This window comes from Novosphingobium aureum, assembly GCF_015865035.1.
Classification (GTDB): Bacteria; Pseudomonadota; Alphaproteobacteria; order Sphingomonadales; family Sphingomonadaceae; genus Novosphingobium; species Novosphingobium aureum.
The window spans coordinates 997,687-1,013,287 of the sequence record NZ_JADZGI010000001.1 but is presented as its reverse complement, the minus strand read 5'-3'; the positions used below and the strand labels follow the sequence as shown (position 1 = coordinate 1,013,287).

14 protein-coding genes are annotated in these 15,601 nt (G+C 67.4%); 4 read left to right on the top strand and 10 right to left on the bottom strand.

Going from position 1 to position 15,601, the window contains the following annotated elements:
- Positions 1–122: 122 nt before the first annotated feature.
- Complete coding sequence (locus tag I5E68_RS04795; protein ID WP_197161293.1) at positions 123–440, bottom strand: 2Fe-2S iron-sulfur cluster-binding protein; 318 nt, start codon at positions 438–440, stop codon at positions 123–125.
- Positions 441–544: 104 nt separating this feature from the next.
- On the opposite strand from I5E68_RS04795, the gene I5E68_RS04790 reads away from it, so the two are divergent.
- On the top strand, positions 545–1,162 hold the full coding sequence (locus tag I5E68_RS04790) for a DNA-3-methyladenine glycosylase family protein (RefSeq protein ID WP_197161290.1): 618 nt from the start codon (positions 545–547) through the stop codon (positions 1,160–1,162).
- A gap of 292 nt (positions 1,163–1,454) precedes the next feature.
- On the opposite strand, the gene I5E68_RS04785 is transcribed toward I5E68_RS04790, so the two are convergent.
- The 4 genes from I5E68_RS04785 to I5E68_RS04770 all read right to left on the bottom strand — a co-directional run bounded on the left by I5E68_RS04785 (position 1,455) and on the right by I5E68_RS04770 (position 4,381).
- On the bottom strand, positions 1,455–1,769 hold the full coding sequence (locus I5E68_RS04785; protein WP_197161286.1) for a hypothetical protein: 315 nt from the start codon (positions 1,767–1,769) through the stop codon (positions 1,455–1,457).
- 589 nt (positions 1,770–2,358) lie between these two features.
- Positions 2,359–2,718, bottom strand: coding sequence for a YigZ family protein (locus I5E68_RS04780; RefSeq protein ID WP_197161283.1), 360 nt, complete (start codon positions 2,716–2,718; stop codon positions 2,359–2,361).
- Positions 2,719–2,876: 158 nt separating this feature from the next.
- A complete protein-coding gene (locus tag I5E68_RS04775) occupies positions 2,877–4,058 on the bottom strand; it encodes an acyltransferase family protein (protein WP_323982088.1) in 1,182 nt (393 codons plus the stop codon).
- 14 nt (positions 4,059–4,072) lie between these two features.
- The gene (locus tag I5E68_RS04770) at positions 4,073–4,381 is read right to left on the bottom strand and encodes a 4a-hydroxytetrahydrobiopterin dehydratase (protein WP_197161279.1); all 309 of its coding nucleotides are present in this window, start codon (positions 4,379–4,381) and stop codon (positions 4,073–4,075) included.
- A gap of 81 nt (positions 4,382–4,462) precedes the next feature.
- On the opposite strand from I5E68_RS04770, the gene ccmA reads away from it, so the two are divergent.
- The 3 genes from ccmA (at position 4,463) to I5E68_RS04755 (ending at position 6,691) form a co-directional block, all read left to right on the top strand.
- On the top strand, positions 4,463–5,128 hold the full coding sequence (gene ccmA / locus I5E68_RS04765) for a heme ABC exporter ATP-binding protein CcmA (protein ID WP_197161276.1): 666 nt from the start codon (positions 4,463–4,465) through the stop codon (positions 5,126–5,128).
- Positions 5,125–5,784 carry a heme exporter protein CcmB gene (gene ccmB / locus I5E68_RS04760; RefSeq protein ID WP_197161273.1) on the top strand — a complete coding sequence of 220 codons (660 nt, stop codon included), beginning with the start codon at positions 5,125–5,127 and terminating at the stop codon, positions 5,782–5,784. The genes ccmA and ccmB overlap by 4 nt, the downstream gene beginning before the upstream one ends.
- Before the next feature lie 460 nt (positions 5,785–6,244).
- Positions 6,245–6,691, top strand: a complete 447-nt coding sequence (locus tag I5E68_RS04755; protein ID WP_197161268.1) for a hypothetical protein — start codon at positions 6,245–6,247, stop codon at positions 6,689–6,691.
- A 91-nt stretch (positions 6,692–6,782) separates the two neighbouring features.
- On the opposite strand, the gene I5E68_RS04750 is transcribed toward I5E68_RS04755, so the two are convergent.
- From I5E68_RS04750 to I5E68_RS04730, 5 genes are all read right to left on the bottom strand, one after another.
- On the bottom strand, positions 6,783–8,243 hold the full coding sequence (locus I5E68_RS04750; RefSeq protein ID WP_197161265.1) for an arylsulfatase: 1,461 nt from the start codon (positions 8,241–8,243) through the stop codon (positions 6,783–6,785).
- A gap of 120 nt (positions 8,244–8,363) precedes the next feature.
- Positions 8,364–8,687, bottom strand: a complete 324-nt coding sequence (locus I5E68_RS04745; protein WP_197161263.1) for a DUF1294 domain-containing protein — start codon at positions 8,685–8,687, stop codon at positions 8,364–8,366.
- 19 nt (positions 8,688–8,706) lie between these two features.
- The gene (locus I5E68_RS04740; protein ID WP_197164557.1) at positions 8,707–9,588 is read right to left on the bottom strand and encodes a transglutaminase family protein; all 882 of its coding nucleotides are present in this window, start codon (positions 9,586–9,588) and stop codon (positions 8,707–8,709) included.
- Complete coding sequence (locus I5E68_RS04735; RefSeq protein WP_197161260.1) at positions 9,588–12,101, bottom strand: circularly permuted type 2 ATP-grasp protein; 2,514 nt, start codon at positions 12,099–12,101, stop codon at positions 9,588–9,590. Before I5E68_RS04735 ends, I5E68_RS04740 begins: the two co-directional genes overlap by 1 nt.
- Positions 12,091–15,465: a transglutaminase family protein gene (locus tag I5E68_RS04730; RefSeq protein WP_197161257.1), complete on the bottom strand. Its 3,375-nt coding sequence runs from the start codon at positions 15,463–15,465 to the stop codon at positions 12,091–12,093. Before I5E68_RS04730 ends, I5E68_RS04735 begins: the two co-directional genes overlap by 11 nt.
- Positions 15,466–15,601 lie beyond the last annotated feature (136 nt).

The window sequence follows — 15,601 nt, the reverse complement described above, 5'->3', positions numbered from 1 at the left end:
GACCATGGGTGAACGCGTACGTCACCGGCCCTGTCGCAAAAAAGGAAGCGCCCCCGGCACAGGGGCGCAGTCCGGTGCCCTTGCGAAATGCCCCGAAGGACATATCGCAAGGGGCGTCCGTCTCAGTCTTCCTGCGCGATCGTGACCTTCATGCCCTCGAGCGCGGCGGTGATCGGAATCTGGCACGAGAGGCGCGAGTTGTCGTCGCGGTGGTCCGAGCTGTCGAGCAGGTCGTCCTCGTCCTCGCTCATCGCGGGCAGCTTGTCGGCGAAGGCAGGATCGACGTGGACGTGGCAGGTCGCGCACGAGCAGCAGCCGCCGCACAGCGCGAGGAGTTCGTCGAACCCGTTGTCGCGGATGGTCTCCATCAGGGTGCGGCCTTCCTCGGCCTCGACCTTGGTTTCCTCGCCCGACTGGTTGACGACAGTGATCTGCGGCATTGTGGTAATTTCCTTCCTCGTCCAAACCCGTTTGCAGCGGGACTACCCGCGCTTGAACATGCCTGCTAATTGCTGGCCGGAGCTTTGGCAAGGTAGCGGAAATCATGGGTCTGGCACGCGAACAGCTGCGGTATGGGATCGATACCCTGGCCGCTATCGAACCGGGGATGAAGCGCGCGCTCGATGCCTGCGGCTATCCCGAGCCGCGCATCCGTGCCACCGGCTATGCCACCTTGCTGCGCACCATCGTCGGCCAGCAGGTCTCGGTCGCCGCCGCGGCTTCGGTCTGGGCCAAGCTCGAGGCGCTGCTGGGAGAGACGATCCCGCCCGAGGAACTGCTCGCCGCCGAGTTCGACGCGCTGCGCGCCTGCGGCCTCTCGCGCCAGAAGCAGGGCTATGCCCGCTCGCTGTGCGAACTGGTGGTGGCCGGCAGCCTCGACCTCGACAACCTGCCCGCCGACGACGAGGCCGCGATCGCCGAACTGGTGCGCATCAAGGGCATCGGGCGCTGGTCGGCCGAGATCTACCTGCTCTTCGCCGAGGGCCGCCCCGACATCTGGCCCGCAGGCGACCTCGCGGTGCAGGTCGGGGTGGGCAAGATCCTCGGCCTTGCCCAGCGCCCGAGCGAGAAACAGACCCGCGAACTCGCACAAGCCTGGCGCCCCCACCGCGGCGCGGCGGCGATCTTCACCTGGCACTGCTACAACAACGCGGCGCTCTGACGGGCGGGGGATGGTGCTGAAACGGGTCGGAAGCGGGCGTTTCATGATGCCGTCATCCCAGCGAAAGCCGGGATCGTTGGCAGGTCCGCGTTGCCCTTGAGGGCAGGCGCCGTGTTGCAACGGCCCGAGGCCAGCCTTCGCCTCAAGAGCGCCTAGCGATCCCAGCTTTCGCTGGGATGACGACAGGATCTTGCGAATACCATGGGGCGTGTGCAGAAGTTCTGCCCTGCGCCTTTTGTTGGCATCGAGCAGTCGCACCCGATGCGGATTACTGGCGAACAACCATGCCAGATCAATCCAGAATCGCTTCTATCAGTACGAGCAACATAGCCGCTGCAACTCCGCAGATCAGTCCGATCATGCGCCCCCAGACAGCCCCTCGTATCTGGGCCCAGGTCGCCACGATGAGCAAAGCGCCGACGAGGCAGGGGTACAGCCAGAACTCGCGGCGCTTAACAGCATCGCACGTTTGCATTTCAACACTGCCGTCGCGAGGCAAGCACTCTCCCATCGCCAGCATTGCGAATACAAAGTACGCAATTGCCAGACCGATTGCGATCAAGACGCAGAATATAGTCCAATTCGACGAGCGATGAGGTGATTTCATGCCTCATGTTGCACCAATTGGACGAATGAGCAAACGGCGGCTTCGAGCGCGCGCACCTTGAGTTCATCTTCTCCTCAATTATTGATCGATTACACTAAGACCCTGAGTATATTGCCAAATCAGACCATAGACGCCAAAGTGGCGGACAACAGAACTCAAAGAGGTTCCGTATCTTAGGCTGCAACCAGCCCCTGCCGTATACTTTAAAAACGGAAATATTACCTTGAAACAAACTGCCTCGAATATAATTGATATAATCAAGGACTTCCTTTGGATATTCGTACCGGTTTTCGGCATCGTATCGATTGGGCATAAAACAAGCATATACGAGAAAGTCGGGCTATTTTTCGTATTTCTAGCTTTGTTTGGTACCTTGTACGTTCTTTCGGTGCTCGTCTGGCGAAAGATCAGGACAAGAGGCAAGTGATTTCCTGATTGGCGCCAGCGCTCACCAGAATGTCAGCAAGGGGCATGGGCCGTCGGCTAGGTTTTCATCCTGTTAGCATGAATTGCCCGATACGGCGGACGGACAGCCAGCGCTCGTTTCAGAACGACGACGCGAAAGTCCGCCCCTCCCCGCTCTCCAACCCTACCCGGCCTTGCCGAGCGCCTCGAGATAGATGCGCACCGCTTCCTGCACGTGGCGGAAGCGGTCGCCGCCCAGGTGCTTGCCGCCGTACCAGCGGGTGACGACCACGAGATGCTCGTGCAGCCCCTCGCGCTCGAGCATCCTGAGGATCGTCATTCCCGCCCCGCTCTCGCCATCGTCGTTCTTGATCGGACCTTCGGCGCACAGCAGGCCCCAGGAATTGTGTGTGGCCTTGGCGAAGCGCTTGGCGCGGCACAGCTGCGCGATCAGGGCGCGCGCCTCCTCGCCGTCGCGGCAAGGCGCGCCGCTGACCGCATATTTCGAGCCGCGGTCGGAGATGATCTTGTCGAGCGTGAGCACGCGAGCTCTCTAGAGATGCTTCGCAAGATGCCCAAGCTGCATTTTACGCAGCGGCACCGGCCCACGCCCTCATCCGGCCTTCCAACGACAGTACCCTGCGGGAGGTCGGGTGGGGGCGTGGGCCGGTGCCGCAAAATTCGCCAAAGGCGGATTTTCGATCAGACCGCAACCGCCCCGCTGCCCGGCGACTTCGCCCGCAGCTTGAGGAAGCGCGCCTCCATCCAGCGGCGCAAGTGCAGCGTCTGGCGCTCGGTGAGGATCGAGATCAGCGCGCACAGGGCGACCACCAGCACCAGCAGCGTCGCGAAGGCAGGCACGCTCGCGCCGGCCTCGAGACCCCACGAGCGCATCAGCTGGATCAGCGGCCAGTGGAACAGGTACAAGGTGAAGGAGAAGCCCGCGAGGCCATGGGCGAGCGGCTTCGTCGCCATGATCGCACGCTCGAACAGGCCTGCGAGCGGGCGCAGCGCGATGGCGGCGGCGGCCATGACGAGGCCCATGGCGAAGTCCGAGAATGCCCATGCCGACCACTTGGGATCGGCGAACCAGACCTTGCGCAGCAGCGGGTTGAGCACCTCGCGGTCGACCTCGAAGAGCGCGAAGGCGCCAAAGATGCTCGCCGCGAGCAGGATCGGCGCGACGCTGAGCGGCAGGCGGCGTGCGGGCGGGACGTGCGTGAGCGCGACACCGATCAGCCAGACCGGCATCAGCAAGAGGATCGCACCGCCCGCGGTGAAGCAGGCGACGATCAGCGCGAGTGCGCGCGCCCAGCCTCTCAGGAACCACGCGAGCGCGAAGATCGCGTAGTACCAGACCTCGTAGCACAGCGACCAGTAAGGCGGGTTCCAGACCGGCGCGGGCATGCCCGGCCAGGCGCTGACGAAGGCGAGCGGGGGCAGGATGCGCTCGGCAAAGAGCAGCGGGTCGTCGGGGCTGTTGTCGATGCGCACGTGCATCGGCCCGGCGAGCACGTAGGCCGCGAGCGCCGCGAAGACGAGCGCGGGCACCGCGACCGGCACGATCCGGCTGACGCGCGCGAGCGTATAGCGCGCAAGGCTCGAGCGTCCGCCCAGCACCGAGGTCGAGATGACGAGGCCCGAGAGCACGAAGAAGACAATCACGCAGTAATGCTGGAGCCGCCCGGAAAAGGGGAAGGGCCCGGTATAGAGGTGCAGCTGCACCGAGTGCCCCGCGACCACGAGCAGCGCCGCGCCGAAGCGCGCGAAGTCGAGCAGCACCGAGAGCGGGCGGGTGAGAAAGCGCTCCTCCCCCTCCCCGGCGGCGCTGGCCGGGATACGGGCCTCGCCCGGCTGAACCTCGATGCGGTCCGTGACGGGCACCGCGCGAGCCCCTCTCAGCCCGCCGAGGCGGCCGCGGCGGCCGTCTCGATGAAGCGGGCGAGCTTGCCGTCACGCGCGCTCAGGCCATCGGCATCGTGCGTGGTCAGGGTGATCTCGACACGGTTGTAGACGTTGAACCACTCGGGATGGTGGTCCGACTTCTCCGCCTCGATGGCGACGCGGGTCATGAAGCCGAAAGCGGTGTTGAAATCGGCGAACCTGAGCGTGCGCTCGATGGCGAGGCCGTCCTCGCGCAGGCGCCACGCGGGAAGCTCGGCCAGCAGGGCTTCGCATTCGGGCTGGGTCAGTCGGGTAACGGCCATCGGGAAAAACGCCTCACTTGCGAGTCGCGGGCCAAGGCATGTGCTTGGCAGGCCACGCGCTTTCTACTATCGCACCGCTCCATGCAAGCGGCCTCCATCGTCATCCGCGATCTCGCGTGCCGTCGTGGCGACAGGTTGCTGTTCCGCGGGCTCGATGCCGAGGTCAACGCAGGGGCCGCCCTGCAGGTTGCAGGGCGCAACGGCATCGGCAAGTCGAGCCTGCTGCGCATCCTTGCCGGGCTCGCCCCCGCCTATGCCGGGAGCGTCGCGACCAGCGGCACGATCGGCATGATCGACGAGCGCCACGCGCTCGATCCCGCGCATGCGCTGGGCCACGCACTCGCCTTCTGGCGCGCGCTCGATGGCGGCGACCTCGATCGCAGCGACAGGGCGTCGAGTCCGCCCGTCCTCGAACGCCTCGGCCTTGCCGAACTGACCGACGTGCCGGTGCGCTACCTCTCGACCGGGCAGAAGAAGCGCGCAGCGCTCGCCCGGCTGATCGGCCAGCGCGCCGCGATCTGGCTGCTCGACGAGCCGCTCAACGGGCTCGACAGCGAGGCGCTCGAACTGACCGAGACGCTGATCGGCGAACATTGCGCAGCAGGCGGCATCGCGGTGATCGCCTCGCACCAGCCGCTGCGCCTCGCCAACCTCGCGAGCATTGCGCTCGCCGACTACGTGCCCGCCCCCGGGATGGATGACTTGGCGGAAGATGGGGCGGGCGAAGAGGCGGAGTTCCTCGCGTGAGCGGGCGCATCACGAGCCTGCTGCGCCGCGATCTCGCGCGGCTGGTGCTGGGCGGGCGCGGCGGCGGGGCGCTGATGCCGGTGCTGTTCTTCGTCTCGGTCGCGATCCTCTACCCCTTCGCGGTCGGGCCGGACGCGCAGCTGCTCGCGCGCACCGGCGGCGGGGTGATCTGGGTCGCGGCCCTGCTCGCCGCGATCCTGCCGCTCGACCGGCTGGTCGAGCCCGACATCGAACAGGGCCTGTTCGACCAGTGGGCACTGCGCGGCATTTCCGAGGAACTGGTGATCGCGGTGCGCGTGCTCGCGCACTGGCTGAGCTTCGGTCCACCGCTGATGCTCGCAGCCCTGCTCAGCGCCGCACTGCTCGGGCTCGAGGGCGCGACGCTGCGCACGCTCGAGCTGGGCCTGCTCGCAGGGACGCCGGGCCTTGCCGCGCTCGGAGTGACGGTCGCCGCACTCACCGCAGGCCTTCGCGGCGGCGCGGCGCTCGCGGGCCTGCTGGTGATCCCGATGGCGGTGCCGGTGCTGATCTTCGGCGCGGGCAGCCTGTCGAGCGGGGGCGAGAGCGGGCTTGCGCTGACGGCGGCCGCGAGCCTCGTGCTTCTCGCCATCGCGCCCTTCGCGGGCGGCGCCGCAGTGCGCGCCGCGCGCCGCTAACCCAAGCCCTTCATCACCCGTCACCAGTGAACCCGACGCGCGCGGGAGGCGCCCTCACACGCGCTCCGCAGCCTGTGGACAATCCTGTGCGAAAGCTGCGCACAGGCTGCGGACAGAGGCGCGAGGGGCTGTGCACAAGCTGTCGACAAGCTGTGCGTGAAGCATGGAAATCCTGTGCATAGTCCGGTGATAAGCGGTGGAAAAGCTTCTGCGCGCGCGGGCTCATAGCACACGAAAAAATGGCCGGGGCGGGCAAGGCAATAGCCGCCCCGGCCAAGGTCACAGGATAGGATACCGACGCCCCATGACGCGGGCTGGGATAAAGCCCTGACGGCGGCACCAAGGGGGCTTGACGGAAGCATCAAGCCGCGTCAGCATCGCTAATGCAAATCATTCGCATGTACAAGCCCGATTATTTCGAGCCCTTCGCTCACCGTCCAGAACTCCCGGAGAGACCGCAATGTACCAGTTCGTCGACCGCCCGCTGACCTCCCTCGACGAGGGTTGCCAGTTCCTCGTCTGGTCGATGCGCGGCTGGGTCACGGGGCTGGGCCAGGGCCGCTGTCCCGCGCAACTGCTCGGCCCCGCTTTCGCACGGCGCGGCATCATCGGGGCTCTCCAGCCCTTTCACCGCACGATGCTGATGCTCAACCGCGACGCGCTCGAGACCCTGCGCTTCTGCCCGGTCGCCTGCCCGCGCGTCTCCGAGCACGAGGCGATCCTGCTCGAGACGCTGACCTCGCTGCGCGAACGCGGCCCGGCCCAGACCCGCGCCACGCTCGACCTGCTGGTGGCCGAGGAAACGGTCGGCGACATGCTCGAATCGCTCTCGCGCCTCGGCGCGGCGATGGCGATCGCGGGCATCTTCCCCTGCGCGCCTGCCGCAGCGCCGGGGCACGAGGGCTGACCCGCCCGCTGCACTTGCAGCAGGCCATGCAAACGTGCGGGGGCAGAGCGCACCGTTCGCGCCCTGCCCCCGCCATCGTCCTGCTCCCGCGTCAATCCTGCGCGGCGTGTTCCTTGAACTTCTCGATCAGCTTGGAGAAGTCGCCCGACATCGCTTCCTGGCGCGGCGGGAAGTCCTTGAAGGTCATGACGTGCTTGGTCATGAAGTCGATGATCGGCAGCAGCACCCAGCCCTTGTGCTCGGCCAGCTTGCGATTGACGTCGCCCCACTGCCGCTCGAACGGGTCCATCAGGATGTTGGAGATCATCGGGCGCCCGAGGTGGACCAGCGGATTGTCCCACTTGCCCTCCATCTTGGCCGCGATCGTCACCTTCCACGGGCCGTAGCGAACCGCCGCGAGGTTGGTCTCGTCGTAGTAGAAGTAGTGCTTTCGCGCCGAGGGTCCCTTGCCGGTGAACAGCGCGGTCTGGTCGTAGCCGTCGAGGTGGACCTTGTAGGTCTTGCCCTCGTGCTCGACGCCTTCCTTCAGCTTCTCGTCGAGCTTGGGCATCCCCACCAGCGCGGCGAAGGTCATGAAGAAGTCCTCCATCGCGACGATATCGGCACTGACCTGACCGGCAGGGATCGCGGCCGGGTAGCGCACCACGCAAGGCACGCGCACGCCGCCTTCCCAGGTCGTGCCCTTGTCGCCGCGGAAGGGCGAGGTGCCGCCCTCGGGCCACATGTACTGGTAGGCGCCGTTGTCCGAGGTGTAGACGACGATGGTGTCTTCGGCGATGCCCAGCGCGTCGAGCTTGGCGAGCAGCTCGCCGACGTGGCCGTCGTGTTCGGCAAGGCCGTCACCGTAGATGTCGGCCTCCGAGGCGCGCGAGACACCTTTTCGCTCGTCGAGCTGATGCGTGAAGACGTGCATGCGGCTGGCGCAGTGCCAGATGAAGAACGGCTGGTCGGCTTCGACCTGGCGCTCCATGAAGTCGCACGACTTGGCGACGATCTCGTCATCGAAAGTCTTCATGCGCTCTGTATCGAGCACGCCCTCATCCTTCGTCTCGCCCCCGGCGGTTCCCGAAACGACCCCGCGCACGTTCCACTTATCGGCGAATTCCTTGGTCTGCGGGCGGTCAGGGTCCTCCGGGTCCTCGTTGGCATTGAGGTGATAGAGGTTGCCGAAGAACTCGTCGAAGCCGTGGCGATGCGGCAGGTGCTCCTCGCGGTCGCCAAGGTGGTTCTTGCCGAACTGCGCGGTGGCATAGCCGTGCATCTTGAGGATCTGGGCGATGGTCGGGTCCTTGTCCGACATGCCCTGCGGCGCGCCCGCACAGCCCACGGTGGTGAGGCCGGTGCGCGCGGGCATCTGCCCGGTGATGAAGGCCGCGCGCCCCGCAGTGCACGAAGGCTGCGCGTAGAACGAGGTGAGCTTGATCCCGTCCTTGGCGATGCTGTCGATGTTCGGCGTCGGCACGCCCATGATGTCACCGCCGTAGCAACTGACGTTCATGTAACCGATGTCGTCGCCGAAAATGACGAGGATATTGGGCTTTTTCTTCGGCATGGGTCTCTCCTCGGGGATTCGAGGGAGCACTCTGGCTCGCGCCACTGAGGAAGATCATCGGGGTATCCCCCGTGCCTTGGCGCGGATAACCCCGAGACGCGGTTGCCTGGGCTCAGGACCCTATACCCGGCCCGAGGCGAAGAGCCAGCCGAGCCCCAACAGCAGCCCGACCTGCAGCGCCGCAATCAGGCGCAGATTGTTGACGAAAGGCTGCTTGCGCGTCTTGTGGCGAAAGCGCGCGCGGGCATGGAAGGCGCCGGGACTGCCGCCCGCGAGCGCGAGCAGCAACAAGGTGCGCTCGCGTATGCGCGAAGGGGCGCGGCGCCCCCTGCCCCCGGCGAGCGCACGGCGCTTGTCGAGCCAGAACGCGAACACGCTAGCGAGGTTCACTGCGATGAACCATGCCGCCACTGCCAGCGCCGCACCTGACGCGCGATCCCCCATCACCGTGCCCCCTGCCCGCTCAGTCCAGCGGGGCGACGTCGACCGAGAACAGCATCTTCTGCTGCGAGGAGCCGCGGAAGGTGCCGTCGAGCGGGGCCACGTCGGAATAGTCGCGGCCCATGGCGATGAGCACGTGATCGGCATCGGCGAGCTTGTCATTGGTGGGATCGAAGCCGATCCAGCCCAGTTCCTCGCCGCACCACAGGTTGACCCAGGCATGCATCGCATCGGCGCCGACCAGCCGCTCCTGCCCCGGTGGCGGGAAGGTGCGCAAGTAGCCGCTGACATAGGCCGCCGGGATGCCGTGGGCGCGCGCGGCAATGATCATGATATGGGTGAAATCCTGACACACGCCGTGCCGCGCGCGGAAGGCCTCGATCGGGGCGGTGTCGGTGGCGGTCGCCGAACCGTCGAACTTGAACTCGCGGTGGATCGCCTCCATCAACGCGCGCCCCGCCTCCATCACCGGCATCGCCTCGTCGAGGAACTGGCCCGCCCACAAGGCGATCTCGGCCTCGGGCGCGGCGATCGGCGAAGGGAAGATGTAGGCCGCAGGGGCGAGCGCGGAGAGGTCCGGGCGGCGCATCGCGCGCTCGCGCAGTTCGACGAGCCCGGGCCCTGCACCCTCGGCGATGAAGAAGGGTTCCTCCTCGCGATCGACGGTGAAGCGGCTCTCGATGGTCAGCTCGCTGATCGGCTCGTGCAGCGCGAAGCGGGCCTCGTTGACGTAGTAGCTGCCCAGCCCTTCGGCGATCTTGGCAGGGTGCGGATCGACGCTCAGGCTGTAGTCGCTGACCGTCTGCCCGTGCCATTCGACCGGGCGCAGGCGCACGTTGAACTGCGCCAGCCGCACCGGCGAGGCATATTTCAGCGTCGTCTTGTGAGTCACCGCATAGCGCATCACAGCAGCCTCGTTCGCCTCTCCGCACCGTCGCGGTCGAACTGGAGGAAGTAGCGCGCCGAGATCTCGTCGGAAAGGGTGAAGAGCTTGGCCTCGAATTCCTGCAGGCTCTCGCCGGTAAGCTCGCTGGTGACCACCGACTGCAGTTCGCCGAGCAGGGCGCGGGCCGCGCGCATCGGTGCCTCGGGCACATTGTCGTCGCGCACCGAGGGCAGCGCGGACAGATGCTCCACGATCTGCGCGACCTGATAGGCCAGCGCACGCGGGTTGTCAGGATCGAGCAGCACGAGATCGGCAACCGGATTGCGCATCGGCACCGCGAGGTAGCGGGTGCGGTAGATGATCTGGCTGTCGCACAAGTCGAGCAGCACGCTGCACGCGCCCTCGGTCTCCTCGGGCGCAAGCGTCGCGTCGAGGATGCCCAGTTCGCGGGTCATCCGGCAAATCGCCTGCGCGCGTTCGAGCCGCTGGCCAATCTCGAGGAACCGCCATGCCGCAGAGCGCACCATGTTCTCGCTGACGAGGCCCGCGAGCGCGCTGAAATGCTCGCCCAGCCAGCGCGCGCTGGCAAGCATGGCCTGCGGGCGATTGGCGGGCGCCGAAGGCATGGGCCGGGTGACGAGCCGCCAAACGTCGCGCGCGAAGCGCTCGCGCAGCGAGAGCCCCACATCCTGCCTGCGGCGCAGCAGGCTCGCGATCGAGCCGCCCAGATCGAGCCCGCTGAGCGCGCGCGCGCAGACCACGGTCGAGCCCGCACTCGCGCTCGCGCGGTCGCAGGCGCCCCAGGCCTGGAGCAGCGCGACCATGCGCGCCTCGACCTCGCTGCCCGCGCTCGGCCCGCTCTCGCCCTCGAGCGAGGCGCCGAGCAGCGAACGCACCACGCGGGTGAGTATCTCGGCGCGCTGGTTGTAGCGGCCGAACCAGAACAGGTTGTCGGCGGCCTGACTGGCAAGGATCCCGCCCCCGCGCGAGATCGGCGGTTCCTCGCCGAGCAACGTGCGCTGGTGCACTTCGGCAGGCTTCTCGTCGACGATCCACACGTCTGCCGAAAGGTCGCCCTCGCCCATCATCGTGTTGGGCAGCGTGCTGGTCGAGGAAATGCGCGCGAAACCGCCGGGCATGACCCGCCACGAGCCGTCGGGCCCGCGCGCAACGAAGGCGCGCACGGTGAAGGGACGTGGCACCACGGCCCCGTCGATGATCGTGGGCGTGGTCGAGAGCTGGACGATCTCCTGCCCGCAATAGTCCATGGGCCGCCGGCGCATCGCCGCCATGAACTGCTCGCGCTGCTCGGGGCTGAACTCGCCCGCGGCGACCGGCTGACGGCCCTTCAGGGCCTCGACCGGCTGACCGAAAGCGGAGACGACGCTCAGTTCGTTGAAGCGCGAGAGCACCGTCTGCGCCTCGGCAGCCTGTCCGCACCACCATGTCGCGACATTGGGCAGGATCGGCCTCTCTCCAGTGAGCACCTCGCACAGGCGCGGCATGAAGGCGGCGAAGGCCGGGCTCTCGAGCACTTCGGTACCCGGCCAGTTGACCATGCCGACCCCGCCCGCGGCCCAGGCCCCGAAAAGGTTGGCGACGCCGATCTGGCTGCGCGCGTCGAAGGCGAGCGGGTCGATCGCGTCGGTATTGATCCAGCGCCAAACCGCATCGACCCGCTTGGGGCCCGCGATCGTGCCGACGTAGAGCCGGTCGTCGAGCACCGAAAGGTCGCGCCCCTCGACCAGCGGCAGGCCGAGATAGCGCGCAAGGTGCGCCTGTTCGGCATAAGTCTGGTTGAAGCGGCCCGGGGTGAGCAGCGCGATGCGCGGCCGCTCGCGCCCGCAGGCAGCCGCCATGCCCTCGCGCATTTCCTCGAAGAACTGCGCGGTGCGCCGCACGTTGTGTGCGCCCAACAGGTTGCCCGCCGTGCGCGACATGGCGAGGCGGTTTTCCAGCGTGTAGCCGATGCCGCTCGCCAGCCGGACGCGGTCCTGCAGCACCCGCCAGTGCCCGCGCGGCCCGCGTGCGAGATCGGCGCTGTAGACCTGCAGGAACTTGCCGTTCTCGGGGGTCTTGCCGACCATGCGGCGCACGAAGAAGGGGCTGCCCGCGATCACTGCTGCGGGCAAGTGGCCTTCCTTGACCAGCCGCTGCGGCCCGTAGACGTCGGCGGCGAGGCGTTCGAGCAGTTCGGCGCGCTGGACGAGACCGCGTCCCAGCTCGGTCCACTCGTCCGCCCCGATAACCAGCGGCATGGCGTTGACCGGCCAGGGGCGCTCCTCCTCGTCGCCAGTGACGCGGAAGGTCAGGCCAAGGTCCGAGGCATGGCGCCCGGCGGCCTCCTGCAAGGCGCTGGGATCGCCCTCGCCCGCCTCGGCCAGCCCCGCCGCGACCGCCTGCCAGCGCTGCGCGACCCAGGGCCGTGCATCGCGGTAGAGGTCGCCGCCGCGCACGCTGGCGGCATAGTCGTCGAGCCAGCCACCGCCCTGCTGGCCGACGCCTGCAGTATCGCCCGGACTAGTGGACACGCGGCGGGCGTCTCAGGTCGAGCGAGAAGGGGAATTCGCCGGGCACTTCCTCAGGCGGGACGCCCATTGCGCCGGGTGAGTGGCCATGCGGGGTGAAGCGCGCCTTGCGCCGCGCCTCGGCCTCGTAGCCATTGACCGGAACCGTGTCGTAATTGCGCCCGCCCGGATGCGCGACCTCGTAGACGCACCCGCCGAGCGAGCGGCCGCTCCAGCTGTCCATGATGTCGAAGGTGAGCGGCGGATGCGCGGGCAGCAGCGGATGGAGGCACTCGGCCGGGAACCAGGCCTTGTAGCGCACCCCGCCCACGCCCTCGTCGTGATCGACCATGGTCAGCGGCACGCGCCGGCCATTGCAGGTGATCACGTGACGGCCCTTGACGAGGCCCTTGGCGCGCACCTGCAGGCGCTCGGTCGAGCTGTCGACGTAGCGCACGGTACCGCCGATCGCGCCGGTTTCGCCCAGCACGTTCCACGGTTCGAGCGCGTGGCTGATCTCGAGACTGACGCCCCCGCCCTCTACCTCGCCGTGGACCGGGAAGCGGAACATGCGCTGCGCCTCGAACCATGCGGGATCGAACTCGTAGCCCGCACGGCGCAAGTCCTCGAGCACGTCGAGGAAGTCGGCCCAGACGAAGTGGCCGAGCATGAAACGGTCGTGCAACTGGGTCCCCCAGCGCACCAGCTCGCCCTGCTGCGGCGCGTTCCAGAACCAGGCGGTGAGCGCGCGCAGCAGGAGCTGCTGGGCAAGGCTCATCTTGCCGTCCGGCGGCATCTCGAACCCGCGGAACTCGACGAGGCCGAGCCGCCCGGTGGGCCCGTCGGGCGAGAACATCTTGTCGATGCAGATCTCGGTACGGTGCGTATTGCCGGTGACGTCGACGAGCAGGTTGCGGAACAGGCGGTCGACCATCCAGGGCGCGGGCGCTTGCATCCCCGAGAAGGGATCGGGCACCTGCGAGAGCGCGATCTCCAGTTCGTAGAGCGCATCGTGGCGCGCCTCGTCGATGCGCGGGGCCTGGCTCGTCGGGCCGATGAACAGGCCTGAGAACAGGTAGCTGAGCGAGGGATGGCGCTGCCAGTAGAGCACGAAGCTCTTGAGCAGGTCGGGGCGGCGGATGAAGGGGCTGTCGAGCAGCGTCGGGCCGCCCAGCACGATGTGGTTGCCCCCGCCGGTACCGATCGAGCGCCCGTCGACCATGAACTTGTCTGCGGTCAGCCCGACCTCGCGCGCCGCATCGTAAAGCGTCTCGGTGATCTCCACCGTCTCGCGCCACGAGGCGCTGGGGTGGATGTTGACCTCGATCACGCCGGGATCGGGGGTGATCTTGAGCACCTGGATGCGCGGGTCGGGCGGCGGCGGATAGCCCTCGATCCGCACCGGCAGGCGCGTCTCTTCGGCGACCTTCTCGATCGCGGCGACGAGTTCGAGATAGTCCTCGAGCGCCTCGGTCGGCGGGATGAACACCGCAAGATAGTCGCCGCGAGGCTCGATCGCGAGCGCGGTGCGCACCGCGCCCTCGATCAGGTCCTGCTCGACCACCGTCTCGGGGAACACCTGGGGTTCGGGCACGGCCTCGAAGCGCTGGCCCAGATGCATCTCGTGCGCCGCATTGGCGCGCTCTGCCGCCTGGGTGCGGTAATCGGCGAGCGGCTCGCGCGGCTCGGCGGTGTCGCGCGGGTGGATATAGGGGAAATTCGCCGGGGGTACGTAAGGCAGCGAGCCGAGCGGCAGGCGGTAGCCGAGCGAGCTGTCGCCCGGCACGGCGGTGAGCACGCCCTTGCGCACGCGCCATTTCTCCGAGCGCCAGCGCACCACCGGCATGTCCTTCGCGTTCCAGCGCTGGACAGGCAGCACCACGCCGACCGGCTTGTCGATCCCGCGACGATAGGTGCGCTTGAAGCGGCGGCGCGCTTCCTCGTCCTCGATCGCGGGGTCGAGCGGGGTGGTGTTCACCGGAAGCTCGTCTTCCTTGACCATCCACACGCCGCGATCCTCGTAGACCGGCTGGACGTAGTCGGGATCGAGCCCGAGCACTTGCGCGGTGCCGCGCATGACCGTGGCGGCCGCCTCGACATCGAGGCTGGGCACCGGATCGGGATCGCCGCCCTTGGCGAGCGGCTGCTCACCGGCGATGAGCGTATCGTCGCGCCAGATCGGCACGCCGTCCTTGCGCCAGTAGATCGAATAGCCCCAGCGCGGCAGCGTTTCGCCCGGGTACCACTTGCCCTGCCCGTGGTGCAGCAGCGAGCCGGGCGCGAACTTGCCGCGCAGCAGGCGGATCAGCTTGTCGGCATAGGCCGCCTTGGTCGGGCCGACCGCCTCGCCGTTCCACTCGGGCGCCTCGAAGTCGGTATCGGCGATGAAGGTCGGCTCGCCGCCCATGGTGAGGTTGACCCCGCCCGCCTCGAGGTCGGCATCGACCTTGTCGCCGAGCGCGAGCAGCGCGTCCCAGCGCTCCTCGGTGAAGGGCTTGGTGATGCGCACCGCCTCGGCGATGCGGCTGACCCCCATCTCGAAGTGGAAATCCACCTCGGCGGGTTCGGCCAGCCCCTCGATCGGGGTGGCCGAGCGGTAGTGCGGCGCGGCGCACAAGGGGATGTGCCCCTCGCCCGCGAACATGCCCGAAGTGGCGTCGAGTGCGATCCAGCCCGCGCCCGGCACATAGGCCTCGGCCCAGGCGTGCAGGTCGGTGACGTCGTCGAGAACGCCTTGCGGGCCTTCCTTGGGAATCACGTCGGCGACGAGCTGGATCGAGTAGCCCGAGACGAAACGCGCGGCAAAGCCGAGGCGCCGCAGCAGGTGGACGAGCAGCCAGGCCGAATCGCGGCACGAGCCGGTCCCCGCCTCGAGCGTCTCCTCGGGCGTCATCACCCCCGCCTCCATGCGGATGACGTAGCCGATGCGTTCCTGCAGGCGGCGGTTGATCTCGACGAGGAAATCGACCGTGCGCCCCTCGTGGCCGGCATGTTCGGCGACCAGCGCCTCGAACAGCGGCCCCTGCTCCTCGAGTTCGAAATAGGCGGCAAGGTCGGACTTCATCGCGGGCGAATAGGCGAAGGGATATTCCTCCGCCTCGGGCTCGACGAAGAAGTCGAACGGGTTGATCACCGCGAGATCGGCGAGCAGGTCGACCTCGATCTGGAAATGATCGACCGGATCGGGGAACACCACGCGCGCAAGCCAGTTGCCGTGCGGATCCTGCTGCCAGTTGATGAAATGTTCGGGCGGCGAGATCTTGAGCGAGTAATTCGGCACCTGCGTGCGCGAATGGGGTGCCGGCCTCAGCCGGATCACCTGTGGGCCGAGCCTGATCCGCTTCGAGTAGCGGTAGCGAGTGAGATGGTGCAGTGCCGCTTTGATCATCGGATGCAACTGTGCGCGAAAGCGTGCTGCACCGCAACGCCGTTGCTTGGACTTGGCCGAGAAATCGCTACATTCCAAACATCGTGTCAATTTTGCCGCGAAAGCGTCATCATGACGTGCAAGGGGGCACCCTCGC

Bases quoted from the DNA above. Each gene is read 5' to 3' on its own strand.
- I5E68_RS04755 (WP_197161268.1), top strand. From the start codon at position 6,245: ATGTACCAGTTCGTCGACCGCCCGCTGACCTCCCTCGACGAGGGTTGC.
- I5E68_RS04770 (WP_197161279.1), bottom strand. From the start codon at position 4,381: ATGGCCGTTACCCGACTGACCCAGCCCGAATGCGAAGCCCTGCTGGCC.
- I5E68_RS04745 (WP_197161263.1), bottom strand. From the start codon at position 8,687: ATGGGGGATCGCGCGTCAGGTGCGGCGCTGGCAGTGGCGGCATGGTTC.
- I5E68_RS04795 (WP_197161293.1), bottom strand. From the start codon at position 440: ATGCCGCAGATCACTGTCGTCAACCAGTCGGGCGAGGAAACCAAGGTC.
- ccmA (WP_197161276.1), top strand. From the start codon at position 4,463: ATGCAAGCGGCCTCCATCGTCATCCGCGATCTCGCGTGCCGTCGTGGC.
- I5E68_RS04790 (WP_197161290.1), top strand. From the start codon at position 545: ATGGGTCTGGCACGCGAACAGCTGCGGTATGGGATCGATACCCTGGCC.
- I5E68_RS04740 (WP_197164557.1), bottom strand. From the start codon at position 9,588: ATGCGCTATGCGGTGACTCACAAGACGACGCTGAAATATGCCTCGCCG.
- I5E68_RS04750 (WP_197161265.1), bottom strand. From the start codon at position 8,243: ATGCCGAAGAAAAAGCCCAATATCCTCGTCATTTTCGGCGACGACATC.
- I5E68_RS04730 (WP_197161257.1), bottom strand. From the start codon at position 15,465: ATGATCAAAGCGGCACTGCACCATCTCACTCGCTACCGCTACTCGAAG.
- I5E68_RS04785 (WP_197161286.1), bottom strand. From the start codon at position 1,769: ATGAAATCACCTCATCGCTCGTCGAATTGGACTATATTCTGCGTCTTG.